Genomic DNA, 24,126 nt, shown 5'->3' with positions numbered 1-24,126 from the left:
CGGGTGCGACGGTTTACATCGATCGCAAAGACCTTGGGTCGCGCGGAAAGGCTCCGCGGGCGCTGGCGCTTGCACCGGGAAAGTACCGCGTCATCGCCGAGCTTGCGGGGTACGAGGCCGCTTCGAGCGAAGAGATGACGGTGAAAGTGGGAAGCGTGACGCCGGTTGCGCTGAAGCTGAAACGCATCGAAGGCAAGGTGGCGGTGACCGTGACGGGGGCGCCGAAAGCAGCGGTGCGCGTGGACGATGAAACGAGCGCGCCGGTGTGCACGGCGCCATGCGAGTTTTCGCTGCCGGTGGGCAAGCACGAGCTGTTCGTGACGGCGGATGGCGTGGCTGCCTCGCCGAGAATCATCAACGTGGTGGCTGGGCAAAAGCTCGACGTGGGGGTTGCATTACGTCCACCATCGGGCGTGGTCGTGGTGGGATCGACCGAGCCGGGGGCGCTCGTGACGATTGATGGCAAGCCGGCGGGATTCACGCCTGCGGTATTGCGGACGTGCCCGTGGGGCCGCGGCGCGTGCGCATCAGCGGGCCGGGATATGCGCCGGAAACGCGAGACATCGTGGTGCGTCAGGGCGGCCAGGTGGATTTGGGCATCATCGATTTGGTGCCGCAACGCGAAGTGACGGCGGTGTCGCGTTATGCCGAACGTATCGACGATGCGCCGAGCTCCGTGACGGTGATCGACGGCCGCGAAATTGCAGCATTCGGGTATCCAACGATTGCGGAATCGCTCCGCGGGGTGCGAGGTTTGGCATTGTCGAACGATCGCGTCTATGCATCGGTATCCGTGCGAGGCATTGGGCAGCCCAACGATTATGGCAGCCGCGTGCTCGTGATGTCGGACGGTCAAGCGCTCAACGACAACTTGCTGAACAGCTCGTACATCGGTTCCGACGGTCGAGGGGACTTGGGTGACGTCGAGCGAATCGAAGTGGTACGAGGTCCGGGGTCGTTGCTTTATGGAGCAGGCGCGTTTGCGGGCGTGGTGAACTTGGTGACGCGCGGGCGGGATGCGCCGAACAGCGTGCACGTGGGCATTGGCAGCTACGACAATGCGGTGTTGCGAGGTCGTGGTGGTTTTCAATGGAAGTTCGGGCAGGACAAGGGCGTTTGGGCGAGCGGCTGGGGCGCTCAGTCGGATGGTTTCGACGTGGAAGTGCCGCTGACGGGCGATCCATTGCCGACGCGCGTGCGCAATGTCGAACGATTTCAATCGGGTGGTACGGCGGGCCGGTTGTATTTGGGTCCGGCGACGATGCAATGGTTCGTGCATCATCGCACGCAATCGAGCCCCGTGGGTGCATATGCGACCGAAGTGAGCAACACGCGCAACTCATTTGCCGACACGCGGATGATGGTCGAAGCTCGGTTCGAGCCAAAAATATCGAATTCGGTGCAGCTTCTCCTGCGGGCGCATGCAAACAGGTACGTCTACGATGGGACGTACGCTTTCGCGGGCGGTCTCGATAACGTCGAACAACTCTCCGGATCGTGGCTCGGTGCCGAAGCGCGGGTCGTTTTCGCGCCGGGGCCTCGATTTCGTCTCACGGTGGGCGGCGAAGGACAGTGGCATCCCGAAGCAACGTTATCGGGCACCGAGCGTTCGCCGGGTCAGCCCGATTCGCGCTACATGAACGAGCGCCGGCCGTATCAATTTGCGGCAGGGTATGCGCTTGCCGAGGGCAATGTGCTGTCGTGGCTGCGGCTGAGTGGCGGCGTGCGTGTGGACGTGTACAGCACATTCGGCGCGGTCGTCGTTCCACGGGGAGCTGCCATCATCAAGCCTTCCAAGAGCGGCACGTTGAAGATCATGGGAGGTCGCGCATTTCGAGCGCCCAGCATTTACGAGCAGCTTTACAACGACAACGGTCAATCGCACGAAAAAGCGCTCACGCTGGACGCCGAAAAGATCGTATCGGGCGAAATCGAATACACGCATCGTTTCCTCGAAGATTGGGTGGCTCTTGGTGCCATTCACGGGAGCGTCGCGGACGACATCATCGAGACCGAGCCTGTACCTGGTAAAACGACCGTGCGGTATGCAAACCAGGACAAACGAATTTTGGTGCTTGGTGCGGACGCGGAACTGCGGCGTGAATGGCGCAAGGGCTGGATGCTTGCAGCGACGTACGGTTATCAACGCGCCCGGTATCTCGAAACGCCAGCGGGCGACGTGCAAGTACCCAACGTGCCCGAGCATCTCGGGAGCTTGAAGTTCGTGGTTCCGATTTTGCCGACGATTGCATTGGCTGGTATGCGAGCGACCGTGGAAGCCCCGCGATTGCTCTCGAATGGTGATAGCACGCCGACAGGGGTCGTGGCAGACTTGACGATGTCCGGCGAAATGAAGTCATTCGGGCTTCGTTATGTCGTTGGTCTGTACAACCTGACGGATCGTCGCTATGCGGTTCCGGTGACGGGCACGTTTCCAAGTCGTACCATGCCGCAAAATGGGCGCACGTTCTTGGTGGACTTGACGGGCACGTTTCCATGAGAGAGGTTCCGCAGGCTGCTGCGCATTGCGAATCGTCGGTCGGACTTGCTCAGCGTACGGAGTACGCTTCCGCCGTCCTCCCTAGCTTCGCAATGCTCGCGACGCCTGCAGAACCTCTCTCGGGCAGCCTCTCCGAGGTGGCCGACTGGCAACTTGGTTGACGGCTTCAGGTTTTGCTTTGGGTGAAAGTACTGGAATTTGGGATGGCATTCGGCTTGCTGGAAGGCTTGAGCATGAACTTGCGCACGATCTTTTCCGCTTTTGGTATGACGACGATACTGGCAGTTGCAGGCGACGCGGAGGCAACTTCGTTTGAGCCTCGGGACGACATGGCCCTGGTGGCGCTCGATGCGCGCACGGGAGAGCGACTTTGGACGCATTACCCGGAAAAACTCAGTCAAGCGACGACCGAGCTTTATCCGGATCACCTGGTCGTGCACGGACGCGTCGATACTACCACTTCGTCAAAAGAGTTTACCATCGGGCTCGATCCGGCAAAAGGTACGTTCATCAGTGATCCCACACCGATGGGCGCTCCCCTTGCCGTATCCGACACATTCGGGCAGCCGGAAGTGCGCCTCGACAACGGTTGGAAGCTTTCCTTCGATCCGGGTAATGACGAGAAACTCGATTTCGTCGACGGTCAAGGTAACGTCGTGTGGACCATTCAAGCCGGCGGGTTTCCGGAACACGTGACGTCGTGGCATGATACCGTGTTTTGGGAAATGAGTTATCCCGAAGAAACGGTCGTGTACGCGTACGAAGCTTCAGCGACGATGCCGAAGTGGACGTTCGATCCGAAAGCGCTGGTCAACGTCACGGATGAGCCGACGCATCGTCTTCATATCAAAGTTTTTGGTGATGATTTTTATGTGGGTTTGCACGAGCATTTGTTTTTGCTCGACCCAGCGACGGGCATGGTAAAAAGGCAATGGAACTTGTCGGCGCTCACGGGCGTTCCATTCGTGAGCAACACCGTATTGGATGAGGCTTTTTTCCATGGAGGGCTCGAAATGGCGACCCTTTCGGGAAATGCCGAGACGCTCGTGCTTGGTTTTGAAGGGCAAATCATCGCGCTCGATAGGCCGAGCGGCGATTTGTTGTGGCATGCTGATTCGCATACGGTTCCGTACGATCCGTATCCAATGCTGCACGACAAACTCGTCGTCGTGACGGCGCACGAAAACCTGGCCGGACCGCGTCCACCTGCGCCGCCGCCACCTGCGCTCGATCCCAGCGGGTGCTCGCTGGCTGGGGTATCGAGCGAATCGACGGGTGGTGGGAGTGCGCTGCTGATTCTGGGATTCGTGGGATTGTTCGGGCTGATGAGGCGATCGGAATCGATCCGCTCTATGCGAGCTCGGCGTCACGGCTAGCGGGATACCAAGTCTCGCGAAGTGAATGGGGATTTGGCTGTCCGAAAGATTGGACAGACGAACAGCGATGGTTTAATGTAGCCGCATGAGGCTCTCGTTCAACACGGCAGGTCCTTGCATCCCCGGCGAGCATTACATGGTGCCGCCTGGGCGGCGGCTCGGCGAGGTTCTCGAGCTCATCGACGAACGCAAGTTCTTCACGCTCACGGCAGGCCGGCAGACGGGCAAAACGACGAGCGCCCAGTGGCTCGTGCAGCACCTCAACGGTACGGGAAAGTGGTGCGCGATGCACGTCGACGTGCAGAACGCGCGCGACACGGATTCGCCGTTTCATGCGTTCAAGATCATCCGCGAAAACCTCGATCACGCTGTGCAGCGGGACCTTCCCGATGTCGGAGTGCCACGTGCGACGGCGCGAAAGCTCAATCCCTCCCGCAGCTTTCTTCTGCGCTACCTGCGCGACGTGGCTGCTCGAGCGCCGCATCCGGTCGTCATCCTGTTCGATGAGGTCGATTCGCTCATCGGCAAGGCCATGGTTACTTTCCTTACTCAGCTTCGGCTGGGATACATCGATCGGGCGCGAACGCCATTTCCCGCGAGCGTGGTGCTCATCGGCCAGCGCCAAGTGCGTGACTACGCCGTGAGCAAACGCGACCAGAGGGCGCTTTCGTGGCTGGGAACGTGCTCGCCGTTCAACATCACGGCGGAACCGAAGACGATTGCGCCGTTCACCGAGCCCGACGTGCAAGAGCTGCTCGAACAGCATACGACAGCAACGGGGCAACGTTTCGAGGCGGAGGCGGTGGCGCGCATTTACGAATTGGGGCAGGGGCATCCGTGGCTGACGAATGCAATGGCGGACCAGATCGTACGGCGGGACGTGCAGGACAGGAGCGTCGCGATTACGGCGACGCACGTGGACGCTGCGAAAGAGACGATCATCCTCGAGAGGCGGAGTCACATCGATTCGCTCGTGGCGAAGTTGCGCGAGGACCGGGTGCGGCGAATCATCGGGCCGATGATCGCAGGGTCGATGCCAGATGGCAGCTTGCTCGATGACGACCTTGCGTATGTGCTTGGTTTGGGTCTCGTGCGTACGCAGGGGCGTGGAGGCGGTCTCGAGATTGCCAACCCGATTTATCGTGAGGTGATCCCGCGCGCGCTAACGCATGCAACACAAATAACCATCGTTGTAAATCCGCCTTCGTATGTCCGCAAGGACGGATCGCTCGACATAGGCAAGCTCATGGCCGACTGGCAGGCGTTTTGGCGCAAGGATGGCCATCTCGCTGCCGAGGGGTTCGGCTATCGCGAATCCGGGCCACATTTGATGCTGATGGCGTTTTTGCAACGAATCGTCAATGGAGGCGGGCGCATCGAGCGCGAATATGGTCTTGGTCGCGGGGCGCTCGATTTGCTGGTCTGCTGGAAAGACGAGCAGCACGCCATCGAATTGAAGATTCGACGTGACACGGAAACCGAAACCGAAGCGCTCGACCAGGTTGCCGGATACCTCGACCGCCTCGGGCTCGGCGATGGCTGGCTCGTCATGTTCGACCTGCGCAAAGAGATTGCTTGGCAAGACAAACACTTCGTGCGCGAGATCGAGCACGCCGGCAAGCAAATTCGGATCGTGGGGTGCTGAGCATCAAGGGAAGTTGCGCGCCTTTACTTTCGCAAGGCGCGGGTCGGCGTCGAGCGAACGCGCGATGGCGGCAAGCTTTGGCGTGTGTTGCTCGAACCACGCTCTCCCGGGGCGCCAATGCACCATGACCCAAACGTACACATCGAGAACCGAAAGCCGATCGCCCAGGAAAAACGGGCCCTTCGCAACCGATTCCAGCAACTGAAAATGCTTGTTTCGTAATGCATCGGTGCTCGCGCGAAGCTCCTTCCGAGCGTCTTCGCTGGTGACGAACCGTTCTGGCACGTCGCCGTACGTGAACGTTGGGTAAACGGCCGCCACGAAAAACACGAGCCACCGCAAAAAAGCGGGCCGTGCAGCGTCTCCGGGGGCCGGTACGATGTTCGTCCCGGGCGCGAGGTCCGCCATGTAAAACGCAATTGCAGCGCTCTCCGTCAGCACGGACCCATCGTCGAGAACGACCGTGGGCAGTTGCAAGAGCGGGTTGAGCTTTTGCAGTCTGTCTTTCGCAGGACCCTCGACGCTCGGGTCCACGTCTTCTGTTTGGTAGGACAAACCAGTGAGCTCCGCGCATGCTTCGACGATGGCAGAACCCCACCCGGGAAAACTCAGGATCGTCAACATGGGGCGAAGCGTACGGCTGGGCATCGTCAATGTAAAACGATTTTTTGGGTGGGGCACAAATGTTTCTGTGGGTGCAGCTTTTTCACGGCGGGCATCGCGGCGATCAGCACGGAAACCCAATTCATGCTGCGCGATGAAATCGTGCTTCAATGTTGCTCGCGCAAATCGTGCTAGGCGCGTGCTTTTGACATCACGAACGTACATGAAAGCAATATCGTCCCGACGAGACTCGAAAGCAGAAATTCGGGAATGACATACGACGATATTTGCTTCGAGCAAGAAGGCGACGGCAGGGCATTTCGCATGTGCGGCTGTGCTGCGGGCAATTGGGCATGAATGGCTTGGCTTGGGGAGGTTACGATGGTGGACTATGAGCAGGAGAATGTGGTCTTGCGCAAGCGGGTCGCCGATTTGGAGGAGCGCCTAGCAAGGCAAGAAGCTGTCGGAGCGGACGAGCGGCGGTTTGCTGCTGAAAAGCAATCGACACGCATGGCGAAGATGTTGCAAACCCTCCTCGATAACCTCGACCTGGTCGTTTGGGCCATCGACGAGAGAGGTGTATGCATCTTCCACGATGGGAAAGGTACCGACGCCACCAGCATGCCTCGGGGGTCGCTCATGGGGCAGAACTTGCTCGAACTTTTCCCGGACACGGCGGGGCTCCGACGTGCGCTCGCAGGCACACCACAGCACGATATCAGCACCACCGAAAACGTTACCTGGGAAACCTGGTATGTGCCGGTGCGGGATCGTGACGGCGATCCGTGGAACGTGATCGGGCTTACGCTCAATATCACGGAGGCACATCAGGCGAAAGCAGAGCTCGAGTCGAAGCTTGCATTGATCGAAAGGCAGCAAGCCGTCATCGCGGACTTGGAGACTCCAATCATTCAAGTGTGGGATCGCATTTTGACGCTGCCGATGGTGGGGATGGTCGATAGCCGACGGGCCGCGCGAGTGACCGACGATCTACTCAATCAAGTATCGCGAACGCATGCGCTCTTTGCGATTCTCGATTTGACCGGCGTCGAAGTCGTCGATACGGCGACGGCGGGTCATATGTTGAATATCATTTCGGCCGTACGTCTTCTCGGGGCCGAAGGGATCATCACGGGAATTCGGCCGAACATCGCGCAGACGATCATTTCGCTCGGCGTCGACCTCTCGCGCGTGCGCACGCTCGCGACATTGCGCGATGGCCTTGCGTTCGCCATTCGAAGGCTCTCCGAACGCGAGTCTGCGACGAGCGTCCCCATTTTTCAGGCGGGCCCATAAAACAACTCACAATTCCCATTCGAGCCGCACCCTCGAACCGGGTGGTAATGACTCGAATGGCTGCTCTTTCGCATCGAGCTCTTCGTCGCTCGAGACGAGCTCTACCTCGAACGTCTCGCCGTAGTTCACGCCGCTCGTCAGTTTCACGTCGGCGAAGATCAACCAGTCCGGCGCGTCCGCCAACGCGATCTGAAGTGCCGCTATGCCGCCAGTCTGGGGCAACGAGGGGCTCGTCGTCACGAGAGGCTCGATTTTCAGCCGTTTCCCCGCGTGAGCTGCGACGCGGCCATACAGCGTCGCCAGATGAACGACCTGGTCCGGTTGAGCGACCGCGTCGGAATGGCTGTCCTCGGCCACGGAAGGCGCTACCGACGGCGGCACGGGCGGCGGCGCGATGGCCGGCGTCGGAGGACATTGCGCTGCAATGGGCACTGTCGCCATGGGCGGCGATCGATATGGGCTTGCCGCTACCATGTACGGCGGCGCGGCTTGATCGTAGTCAGCCGTGACGATTCGCTGCCCGGGTTCGATCATTGCGTCACAACCCCAAAAAAATAGCAATGACACCAATACACCAACCTTTGTCGGATGCACGTTCGTCCTGGCCATCCTCAGCCCCCTGTTTGAACCGTTGGGGCTTCGGATCGCCTCCGGCGTCCTTCGCCCCAAACCCCATGCTCGGTCGACGTCCCGAAGTTGTGAGAAAATGAACGAACACGGCGAATGCGCAATATAAATTTGTATGAAATGTATCTTTTGGAGTCGTCGAAAGGTTGATGAACCGTGCTGGGCGTGCGACTGCTTTGGTGGCGACAGAGCACGGCGCCGATCGAAACTGGAAAATCGACAAGCGCTATCGGTGTGTCAGCACACCAGATCCCCGGATCGTATCCCGACGATCCGGGGATCCAGCGAAAACGACTACCAGCCCCAAGGTCCGTAGTAACCGCCCCAAGGACGGAAAGTACGGTAGTACGGGAATGCGTACGGCCGGTAGTACGGGGCGTACGGCCGGTAGTACGGGATGTACGGTCGGATGAACGGCCGGTAGTAGCCATACCCATACCCATACGGGCGGTAGTACGGCCGGAATCCGCCGTAATACCCATAGCCACCACGCCAGCGATAGATTGCGTCGGCGCTTTCAGCCGTTTCACCCTCGTCGGCCTCGGCGACTTCAGCTCCTTCGGCATCATCATCGCCCAAGGCGATGCCTTCGTCTGCTACTTCGGCTTCGCCCAAGGCGATGCCTTCGTTTGCTTCTTCGGCTTCGGCTGCTTGGGCGTTCGTTGCCACCACGGTGGCCGCGGACAACGCAAACAGTCCCGCGATCTTCACGAGATGATTCATCTTTTTCCCCCTCTCGACGCGAACCCGAGCCGCGCACGAATCACCTCCCGGAGCTCGTGCCAACGTCCGGGCTCGACAATGCATACATGCGTCCGGACGCGTCCACGTCGAGCTGCCCATGACGATTTCCGTCCCAGGCGCGGATAGAAAAAGTGTAAATGGTGGCGTTTCGCCGTTCAGCGTTCGCCCGTCGTACCCTTGATCAGGAGCGCTGAGCGAATCGATTCATTCTTCAGGTGGAGAAATCGCCGTCGCTCCTCGTCTTGCGCGAAGCTCGCGAAATCCTCGTCACTCGGAAAGCGGACGATATGGATTTCGTAAGGCACCTCGATGTGACTTGCGACGATGCTGTCGGCGTTCGGCCGAATTCGCAAGAGAAGCTCACCGTAGTGCTTGGCGATCAGCGGAATGGCGACGTCTTCGAATTGGTGAAAGACGTCCTCTTTGCCTGGGTGCACGTACACGAGCTGGGTCAGGTGAATCATCGAGCGCGGATGGTATCATGAAGGCGTGGCAAGCGCCCATCGTGACGATGGCTGACGCCATTGTCAGTCGCAGAACCCGTTCGAACAATCGTTGCTCAGACATTCTTTGTTGGCGTCGCACGGGTGACCTTTCAAACCCTTGCAGACGTTCCACTTGCATTCCCCACTGGCGCAACTGGCGTCGCCTCCGTTGCATGGTTGCCCATTGGCGATCTTGCACGCACCCGTGCCATTGCAGACGGTCGTGTCCATGCAGGCGCCATCTTGCTGGTATAACGGCACGTTCGTGCACGTGCCTTTGCTGCCGGCGACGTTGCAGGCCATGCAATCGGTCGTGCATGCACCGTCGCAACAAACGCCGTCCGCGCAGAACCCGCTGGCACAATCGGCATTCGTGGCGCACGTATCGGCAATGGCTTTCAAACAATTCCCGGCACCATCGCAGACACGATTGCCGCTGCACGCAGTGCCTGCCGCGACGGGCGAATGAACGGGGGTCGTTCCGTTGCATTCGTCGATGGTGCACTCGTTGCCGTCGTCGTTGATGTCATTGGGCTCGGCAACGTCGACCGGGTTTCCCGCTCCGTCGCAAACACGCGCTTTGCAGTCCCCTGCCGCTTGCGTATCCAAAGGCTTTCCTTCCAGCACTTGCTGTTGACACATGCCCGCATTGCACACGGAAGCGGTGCAATCCGTCGCTCCGCCGGCGCAATCCGCATCGTTTGTGCACCCCACGCATTGCCCGTTGCCATTGCACGCGAGGTTCGTCCCGCAAGGAGTGGCTTCCGCAGAGTTCTCGTGCGATGGTACGCCGCCGATGCACACGTCCTCCGTGCATTCCAGGCCATCACTCTGCACGTCACTGTCGTCGTCGATTTCGATTTCGCCACCTGTGCCATCGCAAACGACGATTTTACAATCGCCCGTCACCTGGTTCGTGACGGGTGTGCCAGCCGTTACGGGAATTTCCGTGTTCACGCCCATTTTGCAGACGTGCTCGAAGCATTCGCTATGCGATGCCATGGGCGTCGCCACACCGTCGAGGGTCTTGGTGACGCAGAGGAACGTGGCCACGTCACAAGAATTCATGGTGCACGCATTTCCATCGTCGCAATCGGCGTCAGAAATGCACACCTCGACGGATGGCGTCTCCGTGAGTGGCTCGAAGCGAGCGTCTTGCATGGGGCAACCGGCAAGGCTCGTGCAAAGCACGACGCTGAGACCGAAGAGCCCCAGGGACAATTTGCGTTGGTTCATCATTGGAAGCTCCTCGAGATCCGTGCGCATGATAGGTTTCACCTTTCTCGCAAAGCTCAATACAAGGTTTCGCGGCGTCGCTTCGTCGTTGGGTGAACGCTACGATCGGTCGCCGATTTCTTGGTGGCCGGCGCGATGTCCTCCTGCTTTGGAGGAGCCGTTTCGGCGGGTGGCGCATCCGTCGGTGCCGCAGCGGCGGTTGCGGGATCCGCCACCACCGTGGGCGGCGACGGCGACGGCGGCGGAGTCGACGTCGTGGTGACGTCTTCCGCTGTCGTCGTGGGCTCCGCTTCCGTGCGATCAAGTTGAGAATAAAGAATGCCTCCAGCGATGATCGCGATGATGGCAATCGCGAACAGACGTTGCACGGCGCGCATTCGCGAACGTTTCTGCCCCTGCGTATCCGTGGGGACATTGCTCATTTGCAGAGGCTCCGGCAATGGCGCCGCCAAAGTCAAAGGCCGCTCGGGTGGCGGCGTGGGCGGCGGCAAAGGCCCGAAAGCCGGCAAACCAGGCGAAGAAGCGCGAGCAGCCATGGTTGATTCGACCGTCGGCGGCGGGGGCGGCAAAGGCACCACGCGTCGCATGGCCTGCGGTGCCAGATCAGCAGACGAAGCGTCGCGAGGTGGCACGGGTGGAGGCAATGGCAACGGAACGGATGGACGCCGGATCGTTGCGTCGGGGACCGACATCAATGTAAGGCGTGAAAGCTCGGCAAGTCCCAAGACGTCGGCGTCGGCCGGCGAGCCATTGTCGTTCGTAAGCTTGGAAGCAGCACGGACGTGCGATTGCGACGGCTCGATCGATGAAGCCTCGTGGAGAGAATGGTCGCGTATCTGCGTCACCGCATTCTCGTCCTCTTCGTCGTCATCGAGCTCCATGCATACGAAAAAGCTTTTCGTCGCCAGGTCGAGACCCGCATTGGACAAATAAGCGACGTTGTCCGCTTCCCCGCCAGGAGTATCACCTTTGAACAAGATCCGATGACGATCGCCCGCAATGGCGTCGGGCCGAATCAGCCTGAGGACCAGTCGACTGTCCGTCAGCGTGTCGGTCGCCTCGTATGTCGTGCTGGTCCGATCATCCTCGACATGGCGAAGAATGCGATAGCGACCATGAAACAGATCCCCTTCGCGCATTCCGGCGAAACCATCTTGGAGCATACACTTTACCCCCGCGTTGACGACGACGTGGATTCGTCCCCATCGGCATTCCGAACACCGTCTGGATGAAAACCCGTTCTGGCCCGCTAAACGCCCATCAGCGCGAATACCCTCGCCATCGCCTATTCCACGAATTCACGAATCGTGCTCGGTTCGCAAGCGTTGTGCCATGGCCCACAGTCGAGGCGCCGTCCGCCATTTACGAAAAGATGCGTGCGTGGCGCGCCTGCTCGTGCGGCTTGCGCGCATGTGGTGCCGTGAATGAGCAGGGAGCGCGCACATCCGTTCGATGTTCGTCGTCGGCGAAACCAGCGCCGGCACGAGCATCAGCATTCGCGTGCCGATGCCCTGATGCAAAGCGTCGCGGTCGCGTGGGCCGCACCAAAGCCGCGAATCGAATTGCGCAGTCCTTAAAACAAATCTTTCCGCTGTCATTCGAACAGTCGTGAATTGTTGCATGGTGCAATGCGACATACGCGGTAAAACTCACAACCAGACCGTTTGAACCCCAATGATTTGGCGGTGCGCTCACATATAAAACAAATACTCCTGAATCTTGACAAACTCGTCGGAATCCTGCGATGTTAAGGCTGAGGAGTTGTGCCATATGAAACATATCGGTCGCGGTGAACTGTCCTGGTTTGCCAGTGCATCGTTGATCACCATCGTGGTGACGACGACGGGTTGTGGATCGGTGGCTTCCGAAGGAGCGAATGGGGGCGGGGGGGGGATCCGGGGGGTTTGGGGGCAGTCGTGCAGTCGATGTCATGGATGACGCTTTCGATCGACCGAGCGGTGAATCGGTCAATGAGGCGCTCGCGTTGCCTCCTGTGTCGAATGCGCAGGCATGCACGTTACATTCGCAATGTGCGAGTGGCTTCTGCATCGATGGGTTTTGTTGCGATAGTGCATGCGACAACAAGTGCATGGCGTGCAGCGCGGCGAAAAAGGGCGGCGGATTGGATGGCGTGTGCGGATCGGTCAAGTACGACACCGATCCGGAGAATGAATGTTACGCGGGAGCGTGCGACGGCAAAAATGTCTGCAAATACTACAACAGCATGCCGTGCACTTCGGCGGCGCAGTGTTTGTCGAATTATTGCGTCGACGGCTTTTGCTGCAACAACATTTGTATGGGCTCCTGCCAAGCGTGTTCGGCGGCGAAAAAGGGCAGTGGCAGCGATGGCGTCTGCGGGCCGATAGCCGCGGGGAGCGATCCCGATAACGAATGCAACCCCGGTGAATGCACGAGCTCGGGGACCTGTAATCAGGGGCAAACGCTGCAAGCGAATGGCACCGCGTGCACGTCTGCGGCGCAGTGTCAATCGGGATATTGCGCCGACGGGGTATGTTGTGACAGTTGGTGCTTGAGCTCGTGCATGGCGTGTACCGCGGCCAAAAAAGGCAGTGGCACGAATGGCACGTGCGGGCCGATTGCGAATGACAAGGATCCGGACGAGGAATGCTGGGGCGGGTCTTGCGATGGGCAGGGCATGTGCAAGCAGTACAACGGCGTTCCTTGCACGACATCGGCGCAGTGTTTGTCCGGGTATTGCGTGGACGGCTTTTGCTGCGGCAATCATTGCGGCGGCGTGTGTTACGCGTGTTCGTCGGCCAAAAAAGGCAGCGGGTACGATGGAGTGTGCGGTTTCATCGGTGCCGGCAAGGACCCCGACAGCGAATGCCCGACAGGCGAATGCAATGGCGCAGGCGTATGCACGGCGGCGCCGCTTCTGAGCAACGGCAGCGCGTGCTCGGTGAATGCCGCATGTGCGTCGGGTCATTGCGTGGACGGCGTCTGTTGTGACAATGCGTGCACCGGCTCATGCAAAGCTTGTACTGCGGCGAAAAAGGGCCAGGGAGCCGATGGCACGTGCGGCGCAATCAAGTACGACACGGATCCGGACGACGAGTGTTATGCCGGAGCGTGCGACGGAGCGAACGCTTGTCGCTACTACAACGGCTTTTCGTGTTCGGCGTCGACGCAGTGTTTGTCGAACTATTGCGTCGATGGCGTTTGCTGCGGCAACATCTGCAATGCCTCGTGTTACGCTTGTTCTGCTGCGAAAAAAGGCAGCGGGTACGATGGCTCCTGTGGTCCCATTGGCAACAACATGGACCCCGACAACGACTGCGGTCTCGGCGTATGCAATGGAGGTGGTGGTTGCAAATACCCCACGTGCAGCACGAACGCCGATTGCCCTTCGGGCGCTTCGTGCGTCGCGAGCGTTTGTTTGTGCAATCTGGGGTATGCGGGTGATGGTCTCGTGTGCACGCCTGGCATTCAAGTTGAAACTGGCGAAGGAAGCTCGTGCGCGCGGCTCGTGGATGGCACCGTCAAGTGTTGGGGCAGCAATGCATTCGGCGAGCTTGGGCTGGGCAATACGATCCATCGCGGCGATACGCCCGACGAAATGGGCGGCAACTTGCCCACGGTGAACCTGGGCATCGGGAAAACGGCGACGCAGATTGCCGTGAAAGGTCGCTTTGCGTGCGCGCTCTTGAATGACGGAACGGTCAAGTGTTGGGGCAGCAATAGCGCCGGGCAGCTCGGCCAAGGTCATACGATCAACCGTGGCGACAATCAGGGCGAAATGGGTGATGCGCTCCCGCCGATCAACCTTGGTGCGGGAAAAACGGCGGTTGCCATTGCGGCCGGGGCCGAGCACGCGTGTGCCATTCTGAACAACGGCACCGTCAAATGCTGGGGCGCCAATGCCAGCGGTCAGCTCGGTTATGGTGACGCGATTCGTCGTGGTGACAACGCAGGCGAAATGGGAGATGCTCTGCCGGTGGTCAATTTGGGCAGCGGCAAGACGGCGGTTGCCATCAAAGCGGGCTTGTATCACACGTGTGCACGGCTCAACGACGGCACGTTGAAGTGTTGGGGCAACAACAGCCAAGGGCAGCTTGGTCTGGGCGATGCGCTCGGGCATGGCGACGAACCCAATGAAATGGGCGACGCGTTGCCTCCTGTCGATTTGGGCGCCGGCAAAACCGTCGTCTCGATGGCGCTCGGCAGTTATCACACCTGCGCCATTTTGAACGACGGCACCACGAAATGCTGGGGCAATAACTTCTATGGGCAGCTCGGGCTCGGCGATACCTTGGCTCGAGGTGACGAGCCTGGCGAAATGGGTGGCGCCGCCCTTGCGGCCGTCAATGTGGGCACGGGCAAAACGGCGGTTGCCATTTCCGTTGGAGGCAACCACACGTGCGCCATTCTCAATGACCGCAGCGTCAAGTGTTGGGGCAATGGCGTCGATGGGCGCCTCGGTTCGGGCGATACGCTTGCTCGAGGCGGCACCGCGGGCGAAATGGGCGACAGCCTGCCGATCTTGAACCTCGGTACGGGCAAGACGGCCACGGCGATCAGTGCAAGCTGGCATTCGTGCGCGGTGCTGAACGCCGGCACATTGAAATGCTGGGGCTACAATTCGACCGGCCAGCTCGGCCTGGGTGATATGGTTACTCGAGGCGACAATCCGGGCGAAATGGGCAACAATTTGCTTCCGGTGAGCTTGTCTTGGTGAGCGCGCCGTTCGCTTCGTGAATTGCTGGGCCGCAAGTGTCCGATTTTGGGACGTCAATCCCAGAATCGGGCACGGCCTCGAGCGCACCCCGCGGCGTTTCGTCGTGTGCGGGTACTCCACGCCGCAATGGATTGTCCAAACGGACAGGACGAGCTTTCCGCTTGCTTGACTTCCTGCCGCACCTGGTCAACAGTACTTGGCGTTCGCTGGAGGTGTCCCCGTGAAGTTCAATCCTGCCCTCGGAGAATCCGACTTTCGTAAGGTGCGTGAAAGCGGAGCTGGTTACCTCGACAAGACCAGCTTCATCAGCGAGGTGCTGGGCGACATGAGCTCGGTAACGCTCTTCCCACGGCCTCGGCGGTTTGGCAAGACGCTCAACCTGTCTGCCCTGGCGTATTTCCTGAGGCAGAGCTCCGAGGACGTGTCGCACCTGTTCGAGGGCCTTGCGGTCACACGCGATGCGCGGGCTATGGCGCACTTCCAGAAGTATCCGACGCTCTACGTGACGTTCAAGGACGTGAAAGCGACGACGTTCGAGCAGATGCTCAATGGCGTTCGGACGCAAATCGGGGCGCTCTTCGTGGAGCATGCTTATCTGCTCGATGACCCGAAAACCGATCCGATCACAGCGAATACATTTCGTCGTTTCTTTGATGGCACAGCGTCCAGGCAAGACGTTGAGAGCTCTTTGTGGATCCTGTCACGAGCCTTGTTCGCTCATCACCGGAAGCATGTCGTCATTCTCGTCGACGAATACGACACGCCCATTCAGGCGGGATATACGCACGGCTACTTCGACGAGGTCGTTTTGCTTTTTCGGAACCTTTTTTCGGCGGCGCTCAAAGACAACGTCGCGCTTTTCAAAGGGGTGCTCACGGGCATCTTGCGCGTGTCGAAAGAAAACATGTTTTCGGGGCTCAATAATATTCAAGTATATTCGATTCTCGATCGCGACTACGCAACGTGTTTCGGCTTCACCGAAGACGAAGTTGCGTCCATCGTCGATCCCACGCGTTTGGAAGAGGTACGCACCTGGTACAATGGATATATTTTCGGCGGCCAAGTCATCTACAACCCCTGGTCGATCCTCAATTACATCAAGCGAGGCATGCTTCAGCCTTATTGGGTAAATACAGGCTCGAGCGACCTCATCGAGCAACTTGCGGCGAGGCAAGGGATGGCGCTTTCGGAAAAATCGTCCGCGCTGCTCAACGGGGAGACCATTGAAATTCCCATCGATGACAACATCGTGCTTCGGGACATCGAAAGGCAGCCGGATGCGCTCTGGAATTTCTTGTTGTTTTCGGGGTATTTGAAAATCGCAAAACTAGATTTTCACATGGGTCGCTATACCGGTCATTTGTGCATTCCGAACAACGAAATTCGGCAAGTGTACGAAGACATGTTCCGCAACTGGCTCAAGAAAGCCGACCCCGACTGGTCTCTGACGAAAGATTTCGTCAAAGCGTTGCTCGGCGGAGACGCAGCAAGAGTGCAAGAGTTGTTGGGACGCATTCTCCTCACCGCCATGTCCTATCAAGATCCCACCGGACGCGCGCCGGAAAAGTTGTACCATGGGTTCGTCTTGGGGCTCTTGGTGCATTTGGAATCGCAATACGATGTCCGATCGAATCGAGAATCGGGCTATGGCCGTGCCGACGTGCTCATGCGGCCGAAAACGGCAGGACAACCGGGTGTGGTGATGGAATTCAAGGTGCCCTTCGGGAAAGAAACGCCCGAACAAGCGCTGCTCGAGGCAGCCAAACAAATTCGCGAGCGTCAATATGCAGCGGAAGTGGCGAGCGCCGGCGCCGCACCCGTGCACGAATACGCCATGGTTTTCGACGGGAAACAAGCGTGGGTGAAACGCGTCGACGAATTGATTGGGTAGCGTAGCATTCAGCCGGTCAAAAGGCGATTTTGGTTCAACGACGTGCGCCCGCGATATTCGCGGTAAAGACGCGCCACGGTCGTTACGAGCCTCCCCGGATCGATCGGCTTGGTCAGGTGTTCGGCATATCCGGCATCGAGCGCTCGATCCCGATCCTCGATGCGCGCAAATGCCGTGAGCGCAATGGCGGGCAGTGGCGGGTGACCATTTGCAGAACAACTCCGCGCTCGAATGGCTCTGAGCAGCGCGTACCCGTCCATCCCCGGCATGCCGATGTCACTGACGAGCACATCCGGTCGCGCGGAGTCGAGCACCCTGAGCGCTTCGGCGGCGGACGCTGCGCTCACGACTTCCGCTGCAGATTCCTCCAGCACCCGTTGCACGAGCTCCCGCGTATCCGGCTCGTCTTCGACCACGAGGACACGTATGCCATCCAGCGTCGATCCGCCCGTCGAGCCCATGGTTCTCGTTCCTGACGTGAGCGCATATTGGTCCGAGGATCGAGCGAGCGGGAGCTCGACGGTGAACGTCGCACCTCGGCCGACGCCTGCGCTCTCCGCGCTCACCCGCCCTCCGTGCAGCTCCGACAGGTGTTTTACGATGGCGAGACCCAAGCCCAAGCCGCCGTATTTGCGCGACGACGACGAATCTTCCTGCCGAAATCGCTGGAAAAGCTGCGGCAAAAATTCCGGAGCAATGCCTTGTCCCGTATCGCTCACGGTAATGCCGGCCCATTCGTCGCGCGCCTCGACACGCACGTCGACAACGCCGTCGCGAGGTGTGAACTTGATGGCATTCGACAAGAGATTCCACACGATTTGTTCGATGCGCGCAGGGTCTCCGAGGAGCGGTTCTTCGATGGGATCGATGTCTGCACGAACCGTGACGCCTTTTGCTTTCGCGATGGGACGAATGGTTTCGATGGCTCCGCGTGTCAAGGTTCCGAGATCGACGGGCGAAGCATCGAGGTGCATTTTGCCGCTCACGATGCGCCCGACGTCCAAGAGATCCGATACGATTTGTGCCAGCACGCGTGCATTGCGTTCAATCACGTCGAGGCCTCGGTCGAGTTTTTCCTGGTCGCGCTTCGGCCGTTTGAGGATGTCGGTCCATCCGAGGATCGCGGTGAGCGGCGTTCGAAGCTCGTGGGATATCGTCGCAAGAAACTCGTCTTTAAGCCGGCTCAAGCGTTCGGCTTCGGCGCGCGCGGCGCGTTCGCTTTCCTCCGTGTGTTTGCGGTCGGTGATGTCGAGGTTGATGCCGATGAGTCGCGTAGGACGGCCTTGGTCGTCGCGGAGGACGCGGCCCAGTCCAAGCAGCCAGCGCACGCCCTTTTGGGGGTGCTCAATCCGAAATTCGGCGCGGTACGTATCCTCCTCGCTGGGGTCGCGCGCCAAAGTTCGCGCGGCGGCTGCTTCCTCCGCTGCTCGCTCGTCGGGAAGCAACGAATCTAGCCAGCTACGAAGGTTTGTGACAGGGTTCGTTTTAGGATCTCGCCCGTAAAGCGCGTAGTTCGTGTCCGACCACGTGAGCTCGTCGTGGACGATGTCCCAGTCCCACGTGCCAGCGGAAGCTGCATCGAGTGCCAAGCGCAGGCGCAGGTCGCTTTCACGCCAAGCTCGTTCGGCCCGCTTCTGATCCGTGATGTCGAGTGTGACGCCACCAACAGCGACGATGCCGTGCGAATCGCGGACAGGGAACATCGTCAAAAACAGATTGCGCTCTTCGCCTGGATGTGTGGGCAGCCCGCTCGTGCATGCCAACGATTGCAGGGTTTCTCCCGTATCAAAGACGTGTTGAAGATTGCCTTCGACTTGGGCGACCTGATGGGGTGGTGTGAGGTCCGCAACAGAGCGTCCGGCAAGCTCTTCGGGAGCAAGCCCAGTCATTTTCGCGAGGGCTTCGTTTGCCCGAATGTAGCGTTTGTCTCGGTCGATAAGGGCAAACCCTACGGGTGCATGCGAAATGAACGATTCGAGCTCGGCGGTGCGCCGTTCGAGCTCGGCGTTGACATTGCGCAGCGCGGCTTCTCGAGCGGCCACCTGCTGCTCGACATTGATCAAGCGTTCGATTTGCTTGTGCAAGCGGCCGCTTATGGTGCTGATGATGAGCCCGATGGCAGAGAACGACCCGAGGCGCAGGACATTTTGAAAGGTCATCGGAATATCGAACTGCCCGGTGGGCTGCATGAAGTAATAGATGCCCAACGCGGCGCTCGTGGCGGTGGCCAAAACGCCGACCCAAAAGCCGCCGAGCGCCGCGCAAATGGCGACCGGGATGACGAACACGACGAGCGGCAAGGTGCCCTCCAAAAGCGGATTGAGGCTCTGGCGAAGCAGCAACGCCATTCCGACGGTGGCGACGACCAAGAGCGCGCCGCCACGGGTGAGCGCCCACGGGTTTTTGGTCCCGACCCGTGCTCGAGGCCGCGTGCCAGCAATACCGGTCATCAATGCGCACATAGCGCCAGTCTGCCAATGCGAAAGCCAAGATTCGCGCATTGCAGACGAGCACATGCGTGTTCAGCTTTGCCCATTCAAAAATATTTCTTTGCGTCTTTACGCCTCCGCGCCTTCACGTGCGTTCTTCGTGCTCGAAGGCGTTCATGCGAGCGCCCTGTGGCGCTCCTTCATCTCTTTTTTGGCAAAAACACCGCTCGCGCCTGAGGTCCCTTGTCGCCGTGTTCCTCGACGAACGTGACGTCGCTGCCGACTGCGAGACTCTCGAACTTGCCGTTGTGCACGCTGTTGCGATGAAAGTACACCGCGACTTCGTCGGGTCCCTCGATGAATCCGTATCCCCGATCCGGATAAATCGACGTAACTTTGCCCCGCGGGTGTTCCTCGTGCGCTTTCACGTCGCCCCGCTCCCGTCGCGCAAAGTCCTCGAGCTCGCGGCCGACCGCGTCGAACGCATCTCGCAGCGCGACATAGACGTCCTCGTGAAATCGCTGCGGCGGAGGTGTCTTGTCACCGACGAGCTCGCACCCTGGCACCCTGACGTCGACGCGAACATGGTACGCGAGCCCGCGCGCTCGATCCTGCCGAGCGCCCTGCTCTTCCACGACGACGCGGCACGAAATCATGCGCGGGAACAACCTCTCGAGCTTCGCTACGCGCTCGCGCACCGCTGTCTCGATGGCGTCCGAGTGAGCCATGTTACGAAACGTCAATTCCAGCGGGATCATCATGCACGACACCTCCTCCTTCCTCCGTAATGCCCGCAGGCTCACGAAGAAAGCGCCATTTGATAACGGGTCAGGATCTGTACGCTCGCTTCGCGCGCGTGGGACGCGCGCTTCGCGAGGCTAGTTACGATGGGGGGGCGCGCGCCTCACCCCCTAACCCCCTCTACCCTCGCGCCTACGGCGCGGCGGAGAGGGGGAACGACTGCTCTGCCCCCCATCCCCCTGGATTTGGCCCTTCCCCGCTTTCGACCCGCTCTCACCCCGTCGCTTTGAGCGTCCGCGGCATGAGGTACGTCGTGAACCACGCGCTGGCCAGCCGAGCGACTTGCTCCAATGCGCCAGGCTCCTCGAAGAGGTGCGTCGCATGCGGCACGAGCGCGAGGTCACGCGGGCCGCCAAGCAGCTCGAAGGCCTCCTGATTGAGCGCGAGCACCTCGTGGTCGGCACTTCCCACGATGAGCAGCGTCGGCGCGACGACTTGCTCGAGGTACGAGCCGGCGAGGTCGGGCCGCCCGCCGCGCGAAACGACCGCGGAAACTGCGCTTGGTCGCTTTGCGGCAGCAATGAGCGCCGCGGCTGCGCCGGTGCTCGCCCCGAAATATCCAATCCGTAGCGACGTCGTCTCGGGCTGCGTGTGCACCCACGATGTCGCATCGAGCAGCCGCGTGGCGAGAAACATGACGTCGAATCGGAGCAGCCCCGTCTCCTCGTCTTCAGCGCCCTCTTCTTCGGTGAGAAGGTCGAAGAGCAGCGTGGCGAGGCCCGCGCGCTGGAGCTCGCTCGCGACGAACCGATTGCGAGGGCTATGGCGGCCGCTGCCGCTGCCATGCGCGAAAAGAACGAGGCCGCTGGCACCGGTAGGAATCGTCAGATCGCCTTGAAGCCGTACGCTACCGGCTTCGATGTCCACGCTGAGCTCGCTCATTTGCGGGCGGTATCGAAACGACATGAGCGCGTCATGGTGTCTCGCCCATGGAATCGCCATGGGAATGCTGTCTCAAGAGTACAGAATCGATAGTAGCAGCGAGAGGAAGAGCGCGAGAAGCGCGCCCAGAAAGAGCAATATCGAGATTTTCAAGTAATATAATTTTTGCTTTGCGACCCACGTTGCGAACATGGCTTGCTCGAGCTGGTCCCTTCGGTAGGTCTCGTCGGTGACGTAGGCTGCGTGGACTTCGAAATTATCAGCGTCGAGGTCGGCGAGCTCCCAAAATACACTGGGTGATTTCAGCAGCGGCTGGACGCTTTTTTCTCGAAGTACCCGTTTTCTTTCGATTCGAGGCCATAGGCAACAAACCGAAGAAATGCAGCTCATGACGCCAAAGCAACAAAAAAGCGCAAAAAAGATGCCCGAGAAAAAGGGCAGCGTCGAGGACGTTTGCTGGGTCGTCTGAAACGCCGCGAACGCGAGAATGGCCCCGCCCGCTCCGAGCAGGGCCATCGCCTTACCATCCGTCGCGCTGATCCATGTCTCGGCGGATTGCCGCAACGTGACCAGCTTATCGGTCGAATTGGTAAACGTTGCCTTCTCCGTCGCGCGCCGCTTCATGGTGCATTCCCTGCCGAGCCTTTCGACACGAGCAGCTCCGCAATCGCATCGTCGATGGCGTATCCCGATGCTTCCTGGAAAAACGTAAACCCAGGCGACGGGTTGACCTCGAAACAATACCATTCCCCATCCGGTGTGCGTCGCAAGTCGACGCCGGCCACCCAAAGCTGCATGGAATGAGCCATCCGAATGCATTTCTCCGCGATATCGTCGGGCAACGTGGCCGCCTTCATTTTCGTCGAGCCTTTGAGCCTCGATGCGTAGCGGTAATCGTCCACGGTCGTGACGATACGAGACGCGAATACGGCATCGCCGACCACGTGAACGCGGTAATCTTTTCCAGGAATCCGCCTCTGGAATTGCGTCGGGCACGCGGGCAGCTTCGCGAGCTTTTCGCGCTGTTTTTTCGCGGAAAACCGCGAAACGATGCTGCGCACGCCGCTCGTCGATTTGTAAATGATCGCCCCATGCTCCGCTTCGAAACCGCACACGTCTTCGGCCGATGTCGTGATCATCGTCTCCGGCACGAGAAACCCGGCAGCCTCGATCATCATTGCCTGGTAAGGCTTCGACCCATTCGGCGCCATGTCCACGGGGCGATTGACGACGAATGCATCGGTCATTTCGCACCACGACGTGAGAATGTCGTCGATTTGTTGCGCACGTGCATATAGCTCGCTTTGTTCTCCAGCGCCCGCCACGGCAGGCACGCGAATGGATTCGTAGGGCCGCAAATAGGCCGCCGTGACGCTGGCGAGGTCCAGTTTTTTCTCGCCAATGGTCAACGTGCCGGCGATGTTTGCGGACACCTCCATTTCGACTTCAGCCGAAACGACGTCGTGCTGATTGAAAAAGAAATGGGGCGCATTTCGTTTTTCGAGCGCGCGGAGCACGGTGGCGACAGGTTCGTCGCCGGGCAAACCCCAAACGAAAATCATGGGACCATCTCCTTTTCACGAGCTTGCTGGCCGCACAGAATCGAAAGCACGGCGCCCTCGATGTCGGGGTCGTCGAGGTCCACCCACGTATCTGCATGAACGAACACTGGATTGTCGAGCGGCCCTTCGAAGTAGGTCGTGACGAGTCGTGCATTGGCAGCGCGAGCCACCGCGAGGGCTCGGTCGGCGAGCGCCTCCGACCGAGCCCCGATGCATTCGTTTTCCACGACCGTGACCACTTCGGTCACGATGGGCTTTTCTTGATTCGATTGCCGCGACGATCGGCGTACCGGACGAACCGGCACGCCGGCTTTGCCTGCCACATGAAGCCATTGTTCGGGCCGAAGCATGGGGCCCGCGAGGGACGTCGACGTGGGTCGCCCGAGCACAGGACAGGAGAGAGCCGAGAGCCACGCGAGGAGAAATGCAGTCATTTCCGTGGCTACATAACTGCGGTCACTCGCGCGAACATACGTGACATCCGACGGCAATGCCGCGTGCATTCGTACGAGCACTCCGCGTATGCATGATTCATCCACGTCGCAATCGACCATGGCTCTCGCGCTCTCTTTCCCGCCAGCGCGGTAGCTGAAGCCCCATGCCGAAAGCATTTCGGGCAGGACAATCCTAGCGCCCACGTATTGCCAACGATCGACGAGCGCCGCGGCCCCTTCGTCCGCGCGATTCGCAAGCACCAGGATCATGACATCACCTCACGCATTCATTTCGGTTATTCGGTGTCCTCGTCCTCGGGATCGAAAGCGGACAAACCTACCTCGGGCCGTTCGTCTTCGTCGATGAACGGCGTCCACTCGTCGATCTCCGATTCTTCGTAATGCATGTCGTCGACGGGCAAGTCGCCGACCGGATCGTTGATTCGGAACCCGATGTGATCGCGGTCCTTACGATCCTTGCCGTCCTTGTCTTTGCGGTCCTTTTCCTTGCGGTCTTTGCCGTCCTTGTCTTTACGGTCCTTGCCGTCTTTGTCTTTGCGGTCTTTGCCGTCCTTGTCTTTGCGGTCTTTGCCGTCCTTGTCCTTGCGGTCCTTATCCTTGTCTTTGCGGTCCTTTTCCTTGCGGTCTTTGCCGTCTTTGTCTTTGCGGTCTTTGCCGTCCTTGTCTTTGCGGTCCTTGCCGTCCTTGTCTTTGCGGTCCTTATCCTTGTCCTTATGGTCTTTGCGATGAATGCCCATGGATCATCCCGCCTTTCGACGAGGCTCGACGCCATGCGCGACGCTGCGCATCGGCTTGCCCCCTTGCCGTGTAAATGCGTTCGACCTGGCCGGACCGGTAGCCGTGCAGAGCTCGGTTGCGTTCAAATGAAAAGCGGCAGGCTTTCCAGGCCTGCCGCCAA

Annotated in this window: 18 protein-coding genes and 1 pseudogene; 6 read left to right on the top strand and 13 right to left on the bottom strand. The window is 59.7% G+C overall.

The window, feature by feature from the left end; genetic code table 11:
- Nucleotides 1-505: 505 nt before the first annotated feature.
- From IPM54_08810 to IPM54_08800, 3 genes are all read left to right on the top strand, one after another.
- Complete coding sequence (locus IPM54_08810; GenBank protein MBK9259921.1) at nucleotides 506-2,500, top strand: TonB-dependent receptor plug domain-containing protein; 1,995 nt, start codon at nucleotides 506-508, stop codon at nucleotides 2,498-2,500.
- 233 nt (nucleotides 2,501-2,733) lie between these two features.
- Nucleotides 2,734-3,876 carry a PQQ-binding-like beta-propeller repeat protein gene (locus tag IPM54_08805; GenBank protein MBK9259920.1) on the top strand — a complete coding sequence of 381 codons (1,143 nt, stop codon included), beginning with the start codon at nucleotides 2,734-2,736 and terminating at the stop codon, nucleotides 3,874-3,876.
- 85 nt (nucleotides 3,877-3,961) lie between these two features.
- Entirely contained in the window at nucleotides 3,962-5,521 is a 1,560-nt protein-coding gene (locus tag IPM54_08800) for an AAA family ATPase (protein ID MBK9259919.1), read from the top strand.
- Nucleotides 5,522-5,524: 3 nt separating this feature from the next.
- Here the strand turns inward: IPM54_08800 and IPM54_08795 are convergent, their stop codons facing one another.
- Nucleotides 5,525-6,145 carry a glutathione S-transferase family protein gene (locus tag IPM54_08795; GenBank protein ID MBK9259918.1) on the bottom strand — a complete coding sequence of 207 codons (621 nt, stop codon included), beginning with the start codon at nucleotides 6,143-6,145 and terminating at the stop codon, nucleotides 5,525-5,527.
- Between the two features lie 360 nt (nucleotides 6,146-6,505).
- On the opposite strand from IPM54_08795, the gene IPM54_08790 reads away from it, so the two are divergent.
- Nucleotides 6,506-7,420 (top strand): PAS domain-containing protein, encoded by a 915-nt coding sequence (locus IPM54_08790; GenBank protein MBK9259917.1) that lies wholly within the window; start codon nucleotides 6,506-6,508, stop codon nucleotides 7,418-7,420.
- A 6-nt stretch (nucleotides 7,421-7,426) separates the two neighbouring features.
- Here the strand turns inward: IPM54_08790 and IPM54_08785 are convergent, their stop codons facing one another.
- From IPM54_08785 to IPM54_08765, 5 genes and pseudogenes are all read right to left on the bottom strand, one after another.
- A complete protein-coding gene (locus IPM54_08785; GenBank protein ID MBK9259916.1) occupies nucleotides 7,427-7,987 on the bottom strand; it encodes a hypothetical protein in 561 nt (186 codons plus the stop codon).
- Between the two features lie 354 nt (nucleotides 7,988-8,341).
- Nucleotides 8,342-8,530, bottom strand: a pseudogene (locus IPM54_08780) (hypothetical protein).
- 416 nt (nucleotides 8,531-8,946) lie between these two features.
- On the bottom strand, nucleotides 8,947-9,255 hold the full coding sequence (locus tag IPM54_08775; protein ID MBK9259915.1) for a DUF1330 domain-containing protein: 309 nt from the start codon (nucleotides 9,253-9,255) through the stop codon (nucleotides 8,947-8,949).
- Nucleotides 9,256-9,318: 63 nt separating this feature from the next.
- Nucleotides 9,319-10,542, bottom strand: coding sequence for a hypothetical protein (locus IPM54_08770; protein MBK9259914.1), 1,224 nt, complete (start codon nucleotides 10,540-10,542; stop codon nucleotides 9,319-9,321).
- Between the two features lie 26 nt (nucleotides 10,543-10,568).
- Nucleotides 10,569-11,675 (bottom strand): hypothetical protein, encoded by a 1,107-nt coding sequence (locus IPM54_08765; GenBank protein MBK9259913.1) that lies wholly within the window; start codon nucleotides 11,673-11,675, stop codon nucleotides 10,569-10,571.
- A 767-nt stretch (nucleotides 11,676-12,442) separates the two neighbouring features.
- On the opposite strand from IPM54_08765, the gene IPM54_08760 reads away from it, so the two are divergent.
- Entirely contained in the window at nucleotides 12,443-15,208 is a 2,766-nt protein-coding gene (locus IPM54_08760; GenBank protein ID MBK9259912.1) for a hypothetical protein, read from the top strand.
- 220 nt (nucleotides 15,209-15,428) lie between these two features.
- Nucleotides 15,429-17,099 carry an AAA family ATPase gene (locus IPM54_08755; protein ID MBK9259911.1) on the top strand — a complete coding sequence of 557 codons (1,671 nt, stop codon included), beginning with the start codon at nucleotides 15,429-15,431 and terminating at the stop codon, nucleotides 17,097-17,099.
- Nucleotides 17,100-17,107: 8 nt separating this feature from the next.
- Here the strand turns inward: IPM54_08755 and IPM54_08750 are convergent, their stop codons facing one another.
- From IPM54_08750 to IPM54_08720, 7 genes are all read right to left on the bottom strand, one after another.
- Nucleotides 17,108-19,549 carry a response regulator gene (locus tag IPM54_08750; GenBank protein ID MBK9259910.1) on the bottom strand — a complete coding sequence of 814 codons (2,442 nt, stop codon included), beginning with the start codon at nucleotides 19,547-19,549 and terminating at the stop codon, nucleotides 17,108-17,110.
- 179 nt (nucleotides 19,550-19,728) lie between these two features.
- Nucleotides 19,729-20,289 (bottom strand): HPF/RaiA family ribosome-associated protein, encoded by a 561-nt coding sequence (locus IPM54_08745; protein ID MBK9259909.1) that lies wholly within the window; start codon nucleotides 20,287-20,289, stop codon nucleotides 19,729-19,731.
- Between the two features lie 253 nt (nucleotides 20,290-20,542).
- The gene (locus IPM54_08740; protein ID MBK9259908.1) at nucleotides 20,543-21,235 is read right to left on the bottom strand and encodes a dienelactone hydrolase family protein; all 693 of its coding nucleotides are present in this window, start codon (nucleotides 21,233-21,235) and stop codon (nucleotides 20,543-20,545) included.
- 48 nt (nucleotides 21,236-21,283) lie between these two features.
- Entirely contained in the window at nucleotides 21,284-21,835 is a 552-nt protein-coding gene (locus IPM54_08735) for a hypothetical protein (protein MBK9259907.1), read from the bottom strand.
- Nucleotides 21,832-22,773 (bottom strand): RimK domain-containing protein ATP-grasp, encoded by a 942-nt coding sequence (locus tag IPM54_08730; protein ID MBK9259906.1) that lies wholly within the window; start codon nucleotides 22,771-22,773, stop codon nucleotides 21,832-21,834. Before IPM54_08730 ends, IPM54_08735 begins: the two co-directional genes overlap by 4 nt.
- A complete protein-coding gene (locus IPM54_08725; protein ID MBK9259905.1) occupies nucleotides 22,770-23,477 on the bottom strand; it encodes a hypothetical protein in 708 nt (235 codons plus the stop codon). Before IPM54_08725 ends, IPM54_08730 begins: the two co-directional genes overlap by 4 nt.
- A gap of 26 nt (nucleotides 23,478-23,503) precedes the next feature.
- Nucleotides 23,504-23,965: a hypothetical protein gene (locus IPM54_08720; GenBank protein MBK9259904.1), complete on the bottom strand. Its 462-nt coding sequence runs from the start codon at nucleotides 23,963-23,965 to the stop codon at nucleotides 23,504-23,506.
- Nucleotides 23,966-24,126: the final 161 nt, after the last annotated feature.

Source organism: Polyangiaceae bacterium (assembly GCA_016715885.1).
In the GTDB taxonomy this organism is placed as follows: domain Bacteria; phylum Myxococcota_A; class Polyangia; order Polyangiales; family Polyangiaceae; genus Polyangium.
Note: the sequence above shows the minus strand (reverse complement) of the source record. Positions and strands in the feature narration are given on the sequence as shown.